Genomic DNA, 15,983 nt, shown 5'->3' on the forward strand with positions numbered 1-15,983 from the left:
GCTCTCATGCGACGGCCTCCCGCAAACCGAGCGCGCCGAGCACGGCCGCGTTTTCCTGCGGCGCGCCGATCGTGATGCGCAGGCAATCGGCGAGGCCCGGATAACGACCGACGTCGCGCACGACGATGCCGCGCGCGAGCAGCGCGCGGTAGACCTTCTGTGCATCGGCGAAACGCACGCAAAGGAAATTCGCCGACGAGGGATGGACCGCGAGCACGCCAGCCGCCGCCGGCAGCGCGCGCGAAAGCCGCTCGCGCTCGGCCATCAGGATCGCGATGCGTTCGCGCGTCTGCGCAATGCCCTGCGGCGACAGCGCGGCGAGCGCGGCCTCGGCGCAAAGCGCCGGAACCGGATACGGCGCCTGGATGCGGCGCAGCAACGCGACGACGTCCGCATGCGCGATCAACGTGCCGATGCGCGCGCCGGCCAGCGCATACGCCTTCGACAGCGTGCGCAGCACGGCGACGTTTTCGTATTTGCCGAGCAGCGTCGTCGCGCTCGGCGCGTCGCCGGCGAACTCGAGATAGGCCTCGTCGACCACGACGAGCGCGCGGTCGCGCAACGCGACCGCCAGGCGCTCGATCGTCGCGAGCGGCACCAGCGCGCCGGTCGGATTGTTCGGCGTGCAGACGAAGACGAGTTTGGTCGAATCGGTGACTTTCGCCAGCACGGCGTCGGCGTCGACGCTGAAGTCCGCACCGAGCGGCGCTTCGATCACCGCCGCGCCCTGCGTGCGCGCGGCGACCGCGTACATGCCGAAGGTCGGCGGCGAAATCACGATCGTGTCGCAGCCTTCGTGGCAGAACGCACGCACGAGCAGGTCGATCGCCTCGTCGCTGCCGCGGCCGACGAGCACCTGACCGTGGTCGACGCCGTACAGTTCCGCGAGCCGCGCGCACAATGCCGCTGGCTGCGGATCGGGATAGCGATTCAAGCCATCTGAGCCGTGCGCCCCCACCTCGTATCCTCCCCCGCTTCGCCGGGGAGGAGGAGTCGGTGTCGTCGCGCTGCGCGCGCCATCGGCATCCGATGCCGTCCCTGGCGGAGCCCACGGCGACTCGTTCGCGTTGAGCATGATCGTCGCCTGCCCGGCCTCCATGCGCGCCGACGAGTACGGCTGCATGGCGAGGATGTCAGGGCGCGCCCGTTCGAGAATTTTCAACGTCGCGCTCACGGGCTTTTCTCCAGCGCATCCAGCCGCAACGTCACCGCGCGCCCGTGCGCGTCGAGGCGTTCCGCGCGCGCCAGCGTCGCCGCCGACGGGCCGATCGCGCGCAGGCCGTCGGCGGACAGTTCCTGCACGGTGATCTGCTTGACGAAGCTCGCGACCGACACGCCGCTCCACGCGCGCGCGTAGCCGTAGGTCGGCAGCACGTGGTTGGTGCCGCTGCAGTAGTCGCCGACCGCCTCGGGCGACCACGCGCCGAGAAAGACCGAACCCGCATTTTCCACTTTTTGCAAAAGGATACGCGGCTCGCGCACGTTGAGGATCAGGTGCTCGGGCGCGTAGACGTTGCTGATCGCGATCGCCTCGGCCAGTGATCCGACGAGGATCAGCCGGCTTTTCGACAACGCGACGCGCGCGATGTCCGCGCGCGGCAATGCCGCGAGCTGGCGCTCGAGCGCGGTGCGCGTCGCTGCGAGCACGGCGCGCTCGTCGGACAGCAGCAGCACCTGCGAATCCGGACCGTGCTCGGCCTGCGAGAGCAGGTCGGCGGCGATGAATTCGGGATTCGCCGACGCGTCGGCGATGACGAGCACTTCGGACGGCCCGGCCGGCATATCGATCGCCGGCCCTTCGGGCAATGCCGACACCTGGCGCTTGGCTTCGGTGACATACGCATTGCCCGGCCCGAACAGCTTGTCGCAGGCCGGCACCGATTCGGTGCCGAACGCCATCGCCGCGATCGCCTGCGCACCGCCGAGCTTGAACACGCGGCGAATGCCGCACAAGGCGGCGACGTGGAGCACGGCCGCGTCGGCGCGCCCGTCCTTGCCGGCAGGCGTGCACAGCACGACCTGCGGACAGCCGGCGATCGCGGCCGGCACGCCGAGCATCAGCGCGGTCGACGGCAGCGGCGCGCTGCCCGCGGGCACGTACAGGCCGACGCGCGCGATCGGGCGCGTCACGCGTTCGCAGACCACGCCCGGCGCGGTCTCGACCGACACGGGCTGCGGCGCGGCCGCGCGATGGAACGCCTCGATGCGCGCCTTCGCCTCGCCGATCGCCCGCGTCAACGCCGGATCGAGGCATGCTTCCGCTTCGGCGAATTCCGCGTCTCCCACCGCCAACGAATCGAGTTCGCAACCGTCGTAGCGCCGCGTCAGCGCACGCAGACTGGCGTCGCCGTCGGCGCGCACCTGGTCGAGGATGCGCGCGACCGCCGCGCCCAATTCTTCGCCGCGCTCCTGCACCGGGCGCAGCAACGCGACGCGGCGCTCCCGCTCGTCGAGCACCGCCCATTCGAGAACCTGCAACTGCGGATCCTGCGATGACTGCGGTTTCATTCGGACGCTCATGCCAGAATCTTTTCGACCGGCAGCACGAGCAACTGGCTCGCGCCGGCGCGTTTCATGTCTTCGAGGTGCGTCCATGTGATCGCGCCGTAGCAGACGGCCTGCAGCGCGACGCGGTCGGGGCTGCCTTCGATCGGCAGCAGCGTCGGCGTCTGCGCGTTCGGCAGGATGCCGCGGATCGCCTCGATCGCGCTGCGCGCCGCGTGCAGCATCACGAGCTTGGATTCGCGCACCTGGATCACGCCGTCGATGCGGCGCAGCAGCAGTTCGCGCAGTTCGCCGCGCTCGTCGAGCGGCACCTCTTCGGGACCGGCGATGACGGCTTCGCTGTCGAGCAGCACGACCGCTTCCTTGAGCTGGTTCGCGGCCAGCGTCGCACCGCTGGAAACGAGATCGCAGATCAGGTCCGCCGTGCCGAGGCGCGGCGCGATCTCGACCGAGCCGGCGAGGAACACGACCTTCGCCGCGACGCCGTTTCGCGCGAGCCAATCGCCGAGCAGCGCCGGATACGACGTCGCGATGCGCAGGCCCTGCAACTGCTGCGGATTTTCGTATTCCATTTCCTGCGGCACCGCGATCGACAGGCGACAGCGGCTCGTGTTGAGCGGACGCAGTTCCACGCCGGGCGCGGCCTCGCCGTTCGCGTGCGCGGCCAACGCCTGCTCGGCGAGCACGTTGCGCCCGACGATGCCGAGGTCGGCGACGCCCTGCGCGATCAAGCCGGGAATGTCGTCGTCGCGCACGAGCAGCAGGTCGATCGGCATGCTCTCGCCGAAGCAGAACAGCTTGTCGCGGCTCTGGCGGAACTTGAGGCCGCAGCGCGCGAGCAGGTCTTGCGACACGTCGGCCATGCGCCCGGATTTCTGGATCGCGACGCGCAGGCGATCGCGGGTTTTCGTCGTGGTCATTTCGTCTGGATTCCGATCTCGGAAAAGAGGGGCGGGCCTCCGTGCCCGCCCGTCCCGCTCAAACCGATTTCTTCGCCGCCGCGGCGGACCGGCCGCGCTTGCGCAGCGAGGGCACCGCGCGATGCTCGACCGCGGCGCGATAGCCGCCGCTGCCCTGCGCGAGGAAGCGCGCCACGCGCCCGATCGTCGTCACGCTGACGCCGGTGCGGTCGTGGATCTCGCGGTAGGCCATGCCTTCGAGCAGGTACGGCACGACGCGCCAGCGGTCGACCAGCGCCTCGAGCTCGGACGGCGTGCACAGGTCGCGCAGGAACGAGCGCATCTCGCCGACGCCGCGCATCGCGAGCAGCGCGTGGCAGAGGTTTTCCTCGGCCGACTCCTTCGTGGTTTCCGCATCGATCTGTTTGCGTTTCATGCGGCCATGCTACCAGACCGGAAGGCTTGAATCAACGTATTAATGCATTATTACATGAATCGGAAATGCCGCAGCGGCCGCCCCGCAAGCCGCTGCGGGTATCCGGTTGCAAGGTCCGTGCTCGAACCTGGACTTGACGTCCGCGCCCGTATCCCCAACGATCCGGTCCTGCGCCACGGCCAAACCGACAATCTGCCCGCCTGCATGGAACCCACGCTCGCCACCCGGTCCGAACTGCGCCCGATCCTCGAAGAACTGCGGCGGCGCGAACCCGTGTTCCACCATCCGGAATTCGGCACGACGCGCGCCGATTTCGACGCCATGATGGATTCGTCGTTCTGGGAAATCGGCGCCTCGGGCCGGCGCTATTCGCGCGAATACGTGCTCGACGTGCTCGAGGAACGTGGGCGCAATCCGCCGGCCGAGCATTGGGAAGTGCGCGATTTCCACTGCGCCGAAATCGCCCCGGACAACTACCTCGCGACCTATACGCTCAAGCAGGAAGACCGCATCACGCGCCGCGCCTCGATCTGGCGGCGCACCGCCACGGGCTGGAAGATCGCGTTCCACCAGGGCACGGTGGTAGCGGAGGGCTGAGCCCGAGCCGACCCGGGCTCGTCATTCCAGCGCAAGCTGGAATGACGAGCTGAAGCGGCAAAGCCGTCGATCAGCGCATCAAGCCGCCGGGCGGCATTCCGCCGCCGCCGATGCCCTTCATCGCCGCGCCCATCTGCCGCATCAGGCCCTTCATGCCGCCCGAGCCCATCCTCGACATCATCTTCTCCATCTGCATGTACTGCTTGAGCAGACGGTTGACGTCGGCCGGCTGCGTGCCGGAACCGCGCGCCACGCGCGCGCGACGCGAGCCGTTGAGCAGATCGGGATGGCGGCGCTCCTTCTTCGTCATCGAATTGACGATGGCGATCATGCGGTGGATTTCCTTGTCGTTGACCTTCGATTTCACCGCATCTGGTAGGTTGCCGACGCCCGGCAGCTTGTCCATCAATGAGGCGAGGCCGCCCATCGACACCATCTGCTGCAACTGGTCGCGCATGTCGTTCATGTCGAAGCGCTTGCCCTTCATCACCTTTTCGGCAAGCTTCTGCGCCTTCTCCTTGTCGACGTTCTGCTCGACCTGCTCGACCAGCGAGAGCACGTCGCCCATGCCGAGGATGCGCTGCGCGATGCGGTCCGGATGGAACGCGTCGAGGCCGTCGGGCTTCTCGCTCACGCCGATGAACTTGATCGGCCGCCCGGTGACGTAGCGCACGGACAGCGCCGCGCCGCCGCGCGCATCGCCGTCGGTCTTGGTCAGCACCACGCCGGTCAGCGGCAGCGCCTCGGCGAACGCCTTGGCCGTGTTCGCCGCGTCCTGCCCGGTCATCGCGTCGACCACGAACAGCGTCTCGACCGGATCGAGCGCGGCATGCAGGCGCTTGATCTCGTCCATCATCTGCGCATCGATCGCAAGACGGCCCGCGGTGTCGACGATCAGCACGTCGGCGAAATTCTTCTTCGCCGCATCGAGCGCGCCCTGCGCGATCGCGACCGGATCCTGATCGCCCGTGCTCGGATGGAACAGCACGCCGACCTGCTCGGCCAGCGTACGCAACTGCTCGATCGCCGCCGGACGGTAGACGTCGGCGCTGACGACCATCACCTTTTTCTTCTTGCGCTCCTTGAGAAACCTGGCGAGCTTCGCCACCGTCGTCGTCTTGCCCGCGCCCTGCAGGCCGGCCATCAGCACGATCGCCGGCGGCGCCGCGGCGAGGTTCAGGTCGGTGTTGACAGAACCCATCACCGCGGTCAACTCGTCGCGCACGACCTTGACCAGCGTCTGCCCCGGCGACAGCGACTTCAACACCTCCTGCCCCACCGCGCGCACCTGGATGCGCTGGATCAGCGCCTGCACCACCGGCAGCGCCACGTCGGCCTCGAGCAGCGCAATGCGCACCTCGCGCAGCGATTCGCGGATGTTGGCCTCGGTCAGGCGCGCGCGACCGCGCAGGCGTTCGATGGTGGTGGAAAGGCGTTGGCTGAGGGATTCGAACATGATGGGAATTGCACACTCGGGAAAGATGGAATTATACCTTCAGTGCGCATGTTATCGTCGTGCGATGCGCATCGACGAGTCCCTGCTGCGCCGGCTGGCCTGCGACGAACCTACCAGTACGGTCTCGACTACGCGCGCAGCGACACCGTGGAAATCGACAGCCGCAGTGAAAAAGAGAACGGGAAAAAGGCGCAGTGCCTCGGTCATTCGGCTATGCTGTGCGGCTGTCTTGCCGACACGTGGCTACAGCGCGAATCCTCGACGGAGATCAGCCATGCGGCCGGACATGTTCAAGCTCATCGTCGAACGCCCACGCGTTCCGGCACACGGCAATCGCGAGCGCCGTGAACCCGTCGACGAAAACAGCCGGAGCCGCGAGAGCCTGCGGCGGCGCCACACCGACCGCAAGACGCTGAACGAGAATCTTGCCCCACTCGCCCGCTTCCTGTGCAAACAGGTAGGCCGCCCGTGGGACAAGGTTCATGCGGAAATCTGCAAGGGCATCGACCGGCGCAATACCGTGCAGCAGCACATCCACCAGCACCTCGACGACTACGTCATCACCGAGGTCATCGTCATCGACGGCAGGCTGCATTTCCAGCATCGCTGGATGGGTTTGCGAGCGCTGGACGGCGATTGGGTCCATCAAGACCTCTACGTATGCCCGTCCACCGGACTGCGGCGCGAGTTGGAAGGCATGCCCACGCGCATGCTCAATTTCACCGAAGCCGTTTACGGCCCGCTCGCGCTGGACGAGGCCTGGCACGAATTCATGCTGTGGGAAGACGGCGAGGAGGAATTCGATCCTGACACGCCGCACATGCCCGTGTTCATGCCGTGGTTCTTCCATCACTGGACGCCGAGTCCCGACGACACACAGTTCGGGGACCCGGCGTTGATCGGGGTCACGCCCACGCAGGCGTATCTGCAACGCAAAGGCCCACGGCTCGATCCCGCGGTGCGCGAGTACCTTGCTTCATGCGGGGAGCACATGCCGAGCTTCTTCGACGTCGAGCGCAGCGAGCCCGGCCACAGCCTGTGGCTGCGCGATATGCTGACCGGGCAGACGCATCATGTGCTGGAGCGCAATGCCTCACGCGCGCTGCGCGCGGGCGATCTCGTGTACGGACAGATCGCCTCGGCGCTCGGCGTCACGCTGCTGGAGGCGACGAGTCCGGTCGTATTGCCGCCACAGGACAAGGTCGCCGTCATCCAACAACGCAAGCGCATGCAATCTTCGGAGTACCACGACGATATCCGCTTCGAATACGACATCGAACTGCGCGAACTCTATCTGAAGCTGGCGGGGGCCATACTGTATCCCCAGCCTCCGATGATGCGGACCACCGACGGCGAGGACTTGGAATACCACACGCTGGTTTTCGCCATCGACTCGCCGCAGTTCGCCTTCGATGCGCTCAAGGATCTCGACATCGTCAACGACGAATCGGATCTGCTCTCACAAGCCTCGCACGACGAAAACGGCAACTTGCGCCGCGTCGAAATCGCGTGGAGCAAGCTCGGCAACACGCTGCATCCGGAATGGGACAACACCATCCTGGGCCATCTCTTCATCGATGAAGGCCACCTCACCGCGGAAGTCAATTCGCGCGAGCGCGCCGAGGCCCTGCGCGCCATCGTCGCCGAGCGGCTGGGCGGGCACGCCCGTTTTCGGCACGACGAAACGAAATCCGTCGAGCAGCTGCTGGCGCAGGAATCCCCATCGCAGCGGCGCCCGGCCATGGATGCGGACATGCAAGCTATGGCCGACCAGTACCTGCAACAACACTGCACAGCCTGGCTCGACGAGGCGCTGCCCGCGCTGGGCGGACTCACTCCGCGACAAGCCGTGCAAGAATCCGATGGCCGCGAACAGGTCGAGGCGTTGCTGTGTCAGCTGGAGCGATCGGCCGCGGGACAACCGGTGTATCGTGCAATCCTGCCGATGCTGCGCGAACAATTGGGTCTCGGCACGGTATCCGGCTGATCCCGCGCGAAAGGATTTCGATCTGCGCAGCACCGTCGGCGACGGGCCGAGTGGACGGCTAAAAGCTTGTCCGCAAATAGCAAAACCGTTCGTGTGGAGCGTAGCGAAGCTCTGCTTCGCCACGTCGAAACACAGTAGTCATCAGGCTCTGCGGCACTTCGACTTCGCGCCTTCGGCGCTACGCTCAGCGCGAACCGTAATTTACGAACAAGTTCTAAAAAACCGCTCCCGCAAACCGCTGCAAGCGCTCAACTTCGGTGCGGGCCTCGGCAAGCAGTCGATTCCAATCATTTGGCGGATGACCGCTGTCCAGCATCTTGCGGAAGACCCGGTAAGCGTCGTCGTTGCTTTCGTAAGCGCGCTTGGTGCGCGAGCCGCCTCGCTTCAAACCGTGATCGTTCTCGATACCAACGTGCTGTCGGAGTTGATCCGGCCCGCGCCGAACAAACTGGTGGAGCGCTGGGTTGCCCGGCAACACGTCAGCAGCTTGTTCGTGACCACGGTCACGCAAGCTGAAATCTTGCACGGCCTCGCTCTTCTGCCCGTTGGGCGCAAGCGGAACAAGCTGGGCGCTTCCATTGATGGCTTGTTCGACTAGGGCTTTGCCAGCCGTCTGCTTCCCTTCGACGATGCGGCCGCGCGCGTATTCGCCGAAATCGCATCGGATCGTCGCCAGCGCGGTCGGCCCATCCGCCAGTTCGACGCACAGATCGCGGCCATCGCGCGCTCCCGCGGCGCCAGTCTCGCGCCACGCAACATCGATGATTTCTTGCACTGCGGATTGACCTTGATCAATCCTTGGGTTAGCAATTAGGCTATGGACCGCACCTTCAAAGAGGGAGACTTTGATGGAAGCGAAACAAGGGGAACTGGAACTGCCTTTTCCGGAACTCGGCGGCGATCAGCCGCTGATTCCGGCGCGCATGCTCAACGAGCACGTGTACTGCCCTCGCCTCGCCTATCTCGAATGGGTGCAGGGCGAATGGGCCGACTCGGCCGACACCCAACTGCGGCGAAATTGGAAATCCGACGACAAGCCGGAACGCGCGCTTGCCGATCTCAAGCGCATCCAGAAACAATCCGAATCCGCCGAAAATCTCGAAATGCTGCTCGGCATCGAAGGCAATGCCGCAGCAATCTACTTCGCCCATTTCCGCGGGCTGCTGAAATCCATTTCGGCCGAAGACGAACCGCTGCTTAGCTTCGATTTTGCGCAACGCAACCGCCGGCCGCCGACCGATCCGGTCAATGCCATGCTGTCGTTCGGCTACACCTTGCTTACGCGAACCTTCAGCGTGACCCTGCAAGCCGTCGGCTTCGATCCATTCCGCGGCTTCTACCATCAACCGCGCTATGGCAGGCCGGCGCTCGCGCTCGACTTGATGGAACCATTCCGCCCATTGCTCGCCGATTCCACCGTCATCCAGGTCATCAACAACGGCGAGATCCATCCCAGCGATTTCGTCAGCGTCGCTGGCAGCGTCAACATGGCGCCCGACGGCCGCAAGCGTTTCATTGCTGCGTTCGAGCGGCGGCTCGGCCAGGAAATCGCTCACCCGCTTTTCGGATACCGCGTCAGCTATCGACGTCTGCTCGAATTGCAGGCTCGGCTGCTTGGGCGTTTTCTGCTCGGTGAACTCGACGACTACCCCAATTTCACTACGCGCTGACACGCATTCTCAGACGGCGAGATTCCGATGGACGAACATCTGTACCTGGTCACTTACGACATCAGTGACGACAAACGCTGGCGACAGGTCTTCAAACTGATGAAAGGCTTCGGCGAATGGCTGCAGTTGTCCGTTTTCCAATGCCGGCTGAGCAAGCGCCGGCATGCGGAAATGGTCCAGTTGCTCGACAACGCGATCAATCGGCGCGACGATGCACTACTCGTGATCGATCTCGGCCCCGCAGACAAGGTAAAGCCGCGCGTCGTCAGTCTCGGCGAGAAATTCAAGCCCGTTTCCCGCGAGCCCATCATCGTCTGATCCCGTGAATTGTACCCGCTTCATTTGTGCCATCGTTCGCCTCGCCCCTGCGAGAGCTTCGGCAATGCCGCGAAATGCGGCAACCGCTCGCAACGGGTTGATCTTTGAAAATCAGTCAATTACGCTTCCCTTTGGCCATTCTGCGAGAGCTGCGGGCTTGCAGTTGTCACTCATTTCCGCAGCCCTCGCAACGATGGACATTTTCAGCAGCCCTGACAAACACTTGCATGTGGGCTGTTGATCCGAGGCGAAAGCCTCGGCCTCATTGAAGCTCGGCTGCATCTTGGACGTGCCGAATTCCAGGAATCGGTTGATCCGAGGCGAAAGCCTCGGCCTCATTGAAGCCATTCCCCGCCGGCGATCCTCGGACGAGGCGAGGGGTTGATCCGAGGCGAAAGCCTCGGCCTCATTGAAGCGGCTTGCTCAAAACAGGCGAATAGGCCGGATTGCTGTTGATCCGAGGCGAAAGCCTCGGCCTCATTGAAGCATAGCTCCATCCTCGCCGTCTGAAATAGGACGCGGCGTTGATCCGAGGCGAAAGCCTCGGCCTCATTGAAGCCGATTGACTTCGCGCTCAATAGCGTCGCCAAGTCGGTTGATCCGAGGCGAAAGCCTCGGCCTCATTGAAGCATAGCTCCATCCTCGCCGTCTGAAATAGGACGCGGCGTTGATCCGAGACGCACGCCTCGGCCTCATTGAAACAAAAACGTCCCTCCTGCAGGTTTCACGCTCACCGGCGACAACTCGATGCAACTTGCCGGTCTGAAAGGCGCTAATATTTTCTCACCTTTGTCATGGAAGGTTTTGATATGGAACCTCATCAGCCCCTTGTCGGCCGTACTCGTCCAGAACTGCCTCTGCTGGCGTTCTGCCATAAGAACGGCGTGTCGATTTTTCCGTCCGTTCTTTCAATGGCCCCATGAGCCGCTGGCGTCCCGCGCAGGCCGCGTCGACCGCGATCATCACTGCGGAAGGCCAGGCGCGGCTCAAGGTCGAACTCGACGAACTCTGGCGCGTGCGCCGGCCCGAGGTCGTCAAGGCGCTCGCTGCGGCGGCGGCCGAGGGCGACCGCTCGGAGAACGCCGAATACACCTACCGCAAGAAGCAGCTCGGCGAGATCGATCGGCGCGTGCGCTATCTGACCAAGCGCCTGCCGGAACTCAAGGTCGCCGCGGCCAAGCCCACGGATCGCGGCGCGATCTTCTTCGGCGCCTGGTTCGCGATCGAGGACGAGGAAGGCCGCGCGCAGCGCCTGCGCATCGTCGGCCCCGACGAAACCGACGCGCAAAAAGGCTGGATCAGCATCGATTCGCCGCTCGCGCGCGCGGCGCTGAAGAAGCGCATCGATGACGAATTCGAAGCGCCGCTGCCTTCGGGCAGCAAGCGCTTTATCGTGATCGGGATCAGTTACGACGGACCAGACGACCCGGCGCATGCCGGCGCATTGCGCGACTCGCCTGCGCCGAACGGCAGCGGATAGCTGCGCCCCGCGCGGCGCGCGCGGAAGCACGGCGCCGTCGCATAGAACGTTTCTTCGGCGTTGCCCTCGTGCCAGCCGGGAATGTCGGACAACGGCAGCGGGCGCAGTTCCTGCGGATCGTTGAGCGCGTCGCCGGCGCGGATCGCGCGCGCGAGGCGCGCCGGCAAGTCCGCGCACGGCGCAATCGCGAGCGCCTTGCCGACGAGCAATTGCCCGGGGCGCAGCGCGTGTTCGAGCAGTGCGTGGCCGAACAGGTCGAGGCGGATGCGCCCATCGCTCCACGCAGCGCGTTCGCGCCAAAACAGGCCATGCCAGTCGTGCGTGTCCCACAGCGCGAGCAAGGCAGGATCTTCGATCCGAACGATCACGCCGGCTTCGTCGAAATGAGTGAGCGCGCACTGCGCGCGCGTACGCCGCTTCGCGCCGACGACGGCGATTTCCGCGATCTGGCGCGCATTGAGCGCGGACTTGATCGCCGGATGGCGCAGCCAGACCAGCGCATTGAACAGGTCGTGCCAGTTGCCGGTACGCGTTGCGATCTGGCCGCACTCGACGATGCGCTTCTCGTAGTGCAGGCCGTCGCGCAGCAAGCCGGGCGTCTGTTCGACGAACTGCGGCATTATGGCTTTTGCTGCATTTTCCACTCTTTCACGAAGGGCTCCGATCTGCTCGATCGTCGGCCATGCGGGCGCCTGCAGAAGATCGGAAAATTCGCTCCATGCGTCGAGCGGCGGCCGACGAAAAACGGTCGGATCGAGGGATTCGCGAAGTGGAGCGACGAAACGCATATGCCTTCTTTCCGTCATTCCGGCGCAAGCCGGAATCCGGGTTCCTTCGCCTTTCATTCGAAGGCACTGGATGCCCGCTTGCGCCGGGATGACGAGCTATCGGTTCCCGGCGATACGACCCGTCAAATCATGCTCGTCGGCACGCTCGACCCGCACTTCGACGAACTGCCCCGGCTTGAGCTTCTGCCCGTCAACGACGTGCAGCAGCCCGTCGATCTCGGGCGCGTCGGCCGCGGTGCGCGCGACGGCGCCATCGGAATCGACGTGGTCGACGAGCGCTTGCACCGTCGTGCCGATCTTGCGTTGCAGACGCGCGGCGCTGATCCGCGCCTGTTTCGCCATGAAGCGTTCGAGGCGTTCCTCTTTGACTTCCTCGGGTACCGCGCCGGGCAGTTCGTTGGCGCGGGCGCCGTCCACAGGCGAATAGGCGAACGCGCCGACGCGATCGAGTTGCGCGGCATCGAGGAAGTCGAGCAGTTCCTCGAATTCGGCCTCGGTCTCGCCGGGAAAGCCGACGATGAAGGTGCTGCGCAAGGCGATTTCCGGACACGCGCGGCGCCATGCGAGCACGCGGTCGAGGGTTTTCGCGCTCGCCGCGGGACGCTTCATCAGCTTGAGGATGCGCGGGCTCGAGTGTTGGAACGGGATGTCGAGGTACGGCAGGATCTTGCCTTCCGCCATCAGCCCGATCACCTCGTCCACGTGCGGATACGGATAGACGTAGTGCAGGCGCACCCATGCGCCCAGGCTCCCGAGCGCGGCGCACAGCTCGGTCATGCGCGTGCGCACTCTTCCATTTTTCCATTCGCGCTCGGCGTATTTGAGGTCCACGCCGTAGGCGCTGGTGTCCTGCGAGATCACGAGCAGTTCGCGCACGCCGCTCCTCACGAGCCTCTCGGCCTCGACGAGCACCTCGTCGACCGGGCGCGAGATGAGGTCGCCGCGCATCGACGGAATGATGCAGAACGTGCAGCGGTGGTTGCAGCCCTCGGAAATCTTCAGATAGGCGTAGTGCCTCGGCGTGAGCTTCACGCCGATATCCGCCTCGGGACGCGAGGCCGGCGAGACGCGGCGCGCGGCGCGCGACCGGCTGCCGCGCGCGGAAGGAATCAGGTCGACATGCGGATCGCGCTTCGGCGGCAACTGCGCGTGCACCGCGTTCATCACGCTCGCGTAGTCCTGCGGTCCGCCGATCGCGAGCACGTCGGGGTGCGCCTCGCGGATCACTTCGGCGCGCTTGCCGAGGCAGCCGGTGACGATGACCTTGCCGTTCTCCTCGAGGGCCTCGCCGATCGCGTCCAGCGATTCCTGCACGGCCGCGTCGATGAAGCCGCAGGTGTTGACGACGACCACGTCGGCCGCGTCGTAGCTCGGCACGATCTCGTAGCCCTCCGCGCGCAACTGGGTGAGGATGCGTTCGGAATCGACCAGCGCCTTGGGGCAGCCAAGGCTGACGAAGCCGATTTTCCGCGTGTTCAAAGACATGAACTTGATCACATTCCGAAGCTTCGGAATTATACTTTATGGGGTCGGCACCGGGCCGACCTCGATTCGCCGGGCGGCTCGCAGCCGGGTCGGGCGCAAGGTTTCGTTCAACATCCCCGAAATGCCTTCACACAGGTTAGGAAAGATAGCGAATGGATTCCGTACGCAAACGCGCTGTGCGATCGAAGTCGACCGGATATCCTGCGGTGTCGCGCACCGCCGCCATGTTGTTGGGCGCCACGGCTTGCCTGGCCGCCCCGCCGCCGGCCGTGTGCGCCGAAGTGCCGATACGCGCCCAGGCGGTGACGTCCGCGGCCCGGCTCGTCGAACGGCTGGACACCGGGTTGCAGGCGTTGCCGCGCATCGCCTGGCAGATCGGCGGGCTGCGCGGACGCATCGATGCCGAATTCGCGATTGCCGAGGCGTACTCCGCGCTGTCCGCGGACGCATCCGCCGAACGCTACTGGCAGGCGCTCGATCGGGATGCCGCCGCGGCAGGCGACGACGAGTTGCGCGGCGCCGCGCTGATCGCGCGCATCCAGAGCGTGCTCGCCCGCGGCGACTACGCGCACGGATACGAATCCGCCGAAACGCTGATGCGACTCGCGCAGGGAGCCGGCAACGACGGCCTTACCGCCGCCGCGGAAGAATACCAGGGCGTGTTCGAGCGCCGTCGCGGCAACCTCGACGCCGCGCTGCGGCACCAGACCGCGGCGTTGACCCTGCACCGCAAGAACCGCGACGCCGCGGGCGAAGCGACCGCGCTGACCAACCTCGGCACGATCGCGCGCGACAAGGGCGATTTCGCCCAGTGCCTCGACTACTTCCTGCAAGCGCTCGACATCCGCGAGCGCATCGACGACCGCACCGACGTGGCCTACCGCAACGTCGCCCTGCTCTATCGCGAACTCGGCGACGCGCAGACGACCCAAGCCTATTTCGCCAAGGCGGTCGAAGCGGCCGAACACTACGCCCAGCCCGGATTCTACGCCTCGGTACAAGGCGCATACGCGGGCTTTCTCAACGACATCGGCGAATACGAAGCGGCGCTGGCGGCGGCCGGCGACGCGCTCGCGATCAGCGAAGCGCTCGGCAACCGCCCGTCCGTCGGCTTCGAGCAACTCGAGGTCGGCCACGCCCTGCTCGGCTTGCGCAAGCCGGACGAAGCCGCGCCGCATTTCGATGCGGCGCTCGCCATCGGCAACGAACTCGACCAGCGCGAGCTGACCGTGAACAGCAGGCTCGCGCAGGCGGAAATCGCGTTCGCCCACGGCGATCTCGCCAACACCCATCACCTGCTCGACGAGGTTTCGCCGCGCCTCAACGCCGCGGGTCTGAAGCCGTACCTCGCCCAGGCCTACGAACTGCGCGACAAGCTGGCCGAGGCCGAACACGACCTGGCCACGGCCCACGAGTACACCCATCGTCATGCCAACCTGCGCGAAGAACTGTTCGGCGTGCGTTCTTCGCGCCTGCTCAGCGCAATCGAATCGCGCAAGGCACACGAGCAGAGCCGGCAGCAACTCGAACTCGCCGTGCGCAGCAGCGAACTGCAGGCCGAGCGCCTGCAGCGCACCCGCCAGGAACGGCTCTACGGCATTGTCGCCATCGCCGCGCTGTTCGTCACCGTCGCCGTCTTCGCCGCGCTGCTGTGGCACCTGCGCCGCCTCAATGCCACCCTCGCCGCGCGCAACGAGGACATCGACAGGCAGCGCGCGGCGCTTGCCGAGGCGAACCGCTTCCTCGAACGGGAGGCGCAGACGCTTTACCAGGCGTCGATCGTCGACCCGCTGACCGGCGCATACAGCCGATCGTACGTGCTCGACGAACTCGCCAAGCTGCTCGCCGACTGCCGCCGTGTGCAACGCGACCTGACCGTGCTGCTGATCGACTTCGACCATTTCAAGGCCATCAACGACCGCCACGGCCATCTCGCCGGCGACCGCCTGCTCGTCGAAGGGGTGCGCATCATGCGCGACGAACTTCCCGCAGACAGCCTGCTCGGCCGCTACGGCGGCGAGGAGTTCGTGGCCGTCTTCGCCGATCGCAACCGCAGCGAAAGTGCGGGCATCGCCGAGCGCGTGCGCGCCGCCGTGGCCGAACGCATGGGCAGCATCGACCCGCCGGCGACGATCAGCATCGGCGTGGCGGCGCTGCGCGACATGCAGCAGACGGCCGGCGCGGTCGACCTGCTCATCGACGCCGCCGACAGCGCACTCTATGCGGCCAAGCAGGCGGGCCGCAATCAGGTGCGCGGACCCTAGCCCGCATTTCTCACGGCCCTCCGTCGCGAGGGCGCCGAGACGCCGTTCTGACGCGTGATGCGCACCGAGGACGGGCGAAGGCGTACTCGACAGTACGT

The 15,983-nt window shown here is 65.7% G+C and carries 15 protein-coding genes and 1 CRISPR repeat array; of the genes, 7 read left to right on the top strand and 8 right to left on the bottom strand.

What is annotated here, in order from left to right; genetic code table 11:
* Positions 1–4: 4 nt before the first annotated feature.
* The 4 genes from hisC to QM741_RS17265 are packed head-to-tail and all read right to left on the bottom strand — an operon-like array spanning position 5 to position 3,840.
* Positions 5–1,162 carry a histidinol-phosphate transaminase gene (hisC, locus tag QM741_RS17250; RefSeq protein WP_415209154.1) on the bottom strand — a complete coding sequence of 386 codons (1,158 nt, stop codon included), beginning with the start codon at positions 1,160–1,162 and terminating at the stop codon, positions 5–7.
* A gap of 8 nt (positions 1,163–1,170) precedes the next feature.
* The gene (gene hisD, locus QM741_RS17255) at positions 1,171–2,508 is read right to left on the bottom strand and encodes a histidinol dehydrogenase (protein WP_415208864.1); all 1,338 of its coding nucleotides are present in this window, start codon (positions 2,506–2,508) and stop codon (positions 1,171–1,173) included.
* A gap of 8 nt (positions 2,509–2,516) precedes the next feature.
* Entirely contained in the window at positions 2,517–3,425 is a 909-nt protein-coding gene (gene hisG / locus QM741_RS17260) for an ATP phosphoribosyltransferase (RefSeq protein WP_415208865.1), read from the bottom strand.
* 58 nt (positions 3,426–3,483) lie between these two features.
* On the bottom strand, positions 3,484–3,840 hold the full coding sequence (locus QM741_RS17265) for a YerC/YecD family TrpR-related protein (protein ID WP_415208866.1): 357 nt from the start codon (positions 3,838–3,840) through the stop codon (positions 3,484–3,486).
* Positions 3,841–4,044: 204 nt separating this feature from the next.
* Here QM741_RS17265 and QM741_RS17270 point away from each other — a divergent pair, with 204 nt between their 5' ends.
* A complete protein-coding gene (locus tag QM741_RS17270) occupies positions 4,045–4,437 on the top strand; it encodes a DUF4440 domain-containing protein (RefSeq protein WP_415208867.1) in 393 nt (130 codons plus the stop codon).
* A 70-nt stretch (positions 4,438–4,507) separates the two neighbouring features.
* Here QM741_RS17270 and ffh read toward each other — a convergent pair whose 3' ends face one another.
* Positions 4,508–5,893 carry a signal recognition particle protein gene (gene ffh, locus QM741_RS17275; protein ID WP_415208868.1) on the bottom strand — a complete coding sequence of 462 codons (1,386 nt, stop codon included), beginning with the start codon at positions 5,891–5,893 and terminating at the stop codon, positions 4,508–4,510.
* A gap of 286 nt (positions 5,894–6,179) precedes the next feature.
* Here ffh and QM741_RS17280 point away from each other — a divergent pair, with 286 nt between their 5' ends.
* Positions 6,180–7,880: a hypothetical protein gene (locus QM741_RS17280; protein WP_415208869.1), complete on the top strand. Its 1,701-nt coding sequence runs from the start codon at positions 6,180–6,182 to the stop codon at positions 7,878–7,880.
* Between the two features lie 214 nt (positions 7,881–8,094).
* Here QM741_RS17280 and QM741_RS17285 read toward each other — a convergent pair whose 3' ends face one another.
* On the bottom strand, positions 8,095–8,358 hold the full coding sequence (locus QM741_RS17285; protein WP_415208870.1) for a type II toxin-antitoxin system YhaV family toxin: 264 nt from the start codon (positions 8,356–8,358) through the stop codon (positions 8,095–8,097).
* Here QM741_RS17285 and QM741_RS17290 point away from each other — a divergent pair.
* The 4 genes from QM741_RS17290 (at position 8,332) to greB (ending at position 11,348) form a co-directional block, all read left to right on the top strand.
* Entirely contained in the window at positions 8,332–8,478 is a 147-nt protein-coding gene (locus QM741_RS17290; RefSeq protein WP_415208871.1) for a hypothetical protein, read from the top strand. The genes QM741_RS17285 and QM741_RS17290 overlap by 27 nt on opposite strands.
* A gap of 250 nt (positions 8,479–8,728) precedes the next feature.
* A complete protein-coding gene (gene cas1 / locus QM741_RS17295; protein WP_415208872.1) occupies positions 8,729–9,550 on the top strand; it encodes a CRISPR-associated endonuclease Cas1 in 822 nt (273 codons plus the stop codon).
* Between the two features lie 27 nt (positions 9,551–9,577).
* Entirely contained in the window at positions 9,578–9,868 is a 291-nt protein-coding gene (gene cas2, locus QM741_RS17300) for a CRISPR-associated endonuclease Cas2 (RefSeq protein ID WP_415208873.1), read from the top strand.
* A gap of 236 nt (positions 9,869–10,104) precedes the next feature.
* A CRISPR array of direct repeats spans positions 10,105–10,570; the repeat unit is 36 nt; unit sequence GTTGATCCGAGGCGAAAGCCTCGGCCTCATTGAAGC.
* Positions 10,571–10,787: 217 nt separating this feature from the next.
* Positions 10,788–11,348: a transcription elongation factor GreB gene (gene greB, locus QM741_RS17305; RefSeq protein ID WP_415208874.1), complete on the top strand. Its 561-nt coding sequence runs from the start codon at positions 10,788–10,790 to the stop codon at positions 11,346–11,348.
* Here the strand turns inward: greB and QM741_RS17310 are convergent.
* Together QM741_RS17310 and rimO are read right to left on the bottom strand one after the other, a co-directional pair.
* A complete protein-coding gene (locus tag QM741_RS17310; protein ID WP_415208875.1) occupies positions 11,276–12,136 on the bottom strand; it encodes a DUF3025 domain-containing protein in 861 nt (286 codons plus the stop codon). The genes greB and QM741_RS17310 overlap by 73 nt on opposite strands.
* A 96-nt stretch (positions 12,137–12,232) precedes the next feature.
* Complete coding sequence (rimO, locus tag QM741_RS17315; RefSeq protein WP_415208876.1) at positions 12,233–13,621, bottom strand: 30S ribosomal protein S12 methylthiotransferase RimO; 1,389 nt, start codon at positions 13,619–13,621, stop codon at positions 12,233–12,235.
* A gap of 206 nt (positions 13,622–13,827) precedes the next feature.
* Between rimO and QM741_RS17320 the strand changes: the two genes are divergently transcribed.
* Positions 13,828–15,885 (top strand): diguanylate cyclase, encoded by a 2,058-nt coding sequence (locus QM741_RS17320; RefSeq protein WP_415208877.1) that lies wholly within the window; start codon positions 13,828–13,830, stop codon positions 15,883–15,885.
* Positions 15,886–15,983: the final 98 nt, after the last annotated feature.

The organism is Rudaea sp. (assembly GCF_047601565.1).
In the GTDB taxonomy this organism is placed as follows: Bacteria; Pseudomonadota; Gammaproteobacteria; order Xanthomonadales; family Rhodanobacteraceae; genus Rudaea.

Excerpts from the sequence above, each read along its gene's own strand:
- cas1 (WP_415208872.1), top strand. The coding sequence starts at position 8,729 with ATGGAAGCGAAACAAGGGGAACTGGAACTGCCTTTTCCGGAACTCGGC.
- QM741_RS17270 (WP_415208867.1), top strand. The coding sequence starts at position 4,045 with ATGGAACCCACGCTCGCCACCCGGTCCGAACTGCGCCCGATCCTCGAA.
- cas2 (WP_415208873.1), top strand. The coding sequence starts at position 9,578 with ATGGACGAACATCTGTACCTGGTCACTTACGACATCAGTGACGACAAA.
- ffh (WP_415208868.1), bottom strand. The coding sequence starts at position 5,893 with ATGTTCGAATCCCTCAGCCAACGCCTTTCCACCACCATCGAACGCCTG.
- greB (WP_415208874.1), top strand. The coding sequence starts at position 10,788 with ATGAGCCGCTGGCGTCCCGCGCAGGCCGCGTCGACCGCGATCATCACT.
- QM741_RS17310 (WP_415208875.1), bottom strand. The coding sequence starts at position 12,136 with ATGCGTTTCGTCGCTCCACTTCGCGAATCCCTCGATCCGACCGTTTTT.
- rimO (WP_415208876.1), bottom strand. The coding sequence starts at position 13,621 with ATGTCTTTGAACACGCGGAAAATCGGCTTCGTCAGCCTTGGCTGCCCC.
- QM741_RS17265 (WP_415208866.1), bottom strand. The coding sequence starts at position 3,840 with ATGAAACGCAAACAGATCGATGCGGAAACCACGAAGGAGTCGGCCGAG.
- QM741_RS17280 (WP_415208869.1), top strand. The coding sequence starts at position 6,180 with ATGTTCAAGCTCATCGTCGAACGCCCACGCGTTCCGGCACACGGCAAT.
- hisD (WP_415208864.1), bottom strand. The coding sequence starts at position 2,508 with ATGAAACCGCAGTCATCGCAGGATCCGCAGTTGCAGGTTCTCGAATGG.
- hisG (WP_415208865.1), bottom strand. The coding sequence starts at position 3,425 with ATGACCACGACGAAAACCCGCGATCGCCTGCGCGTCGCGATCCAGAAA.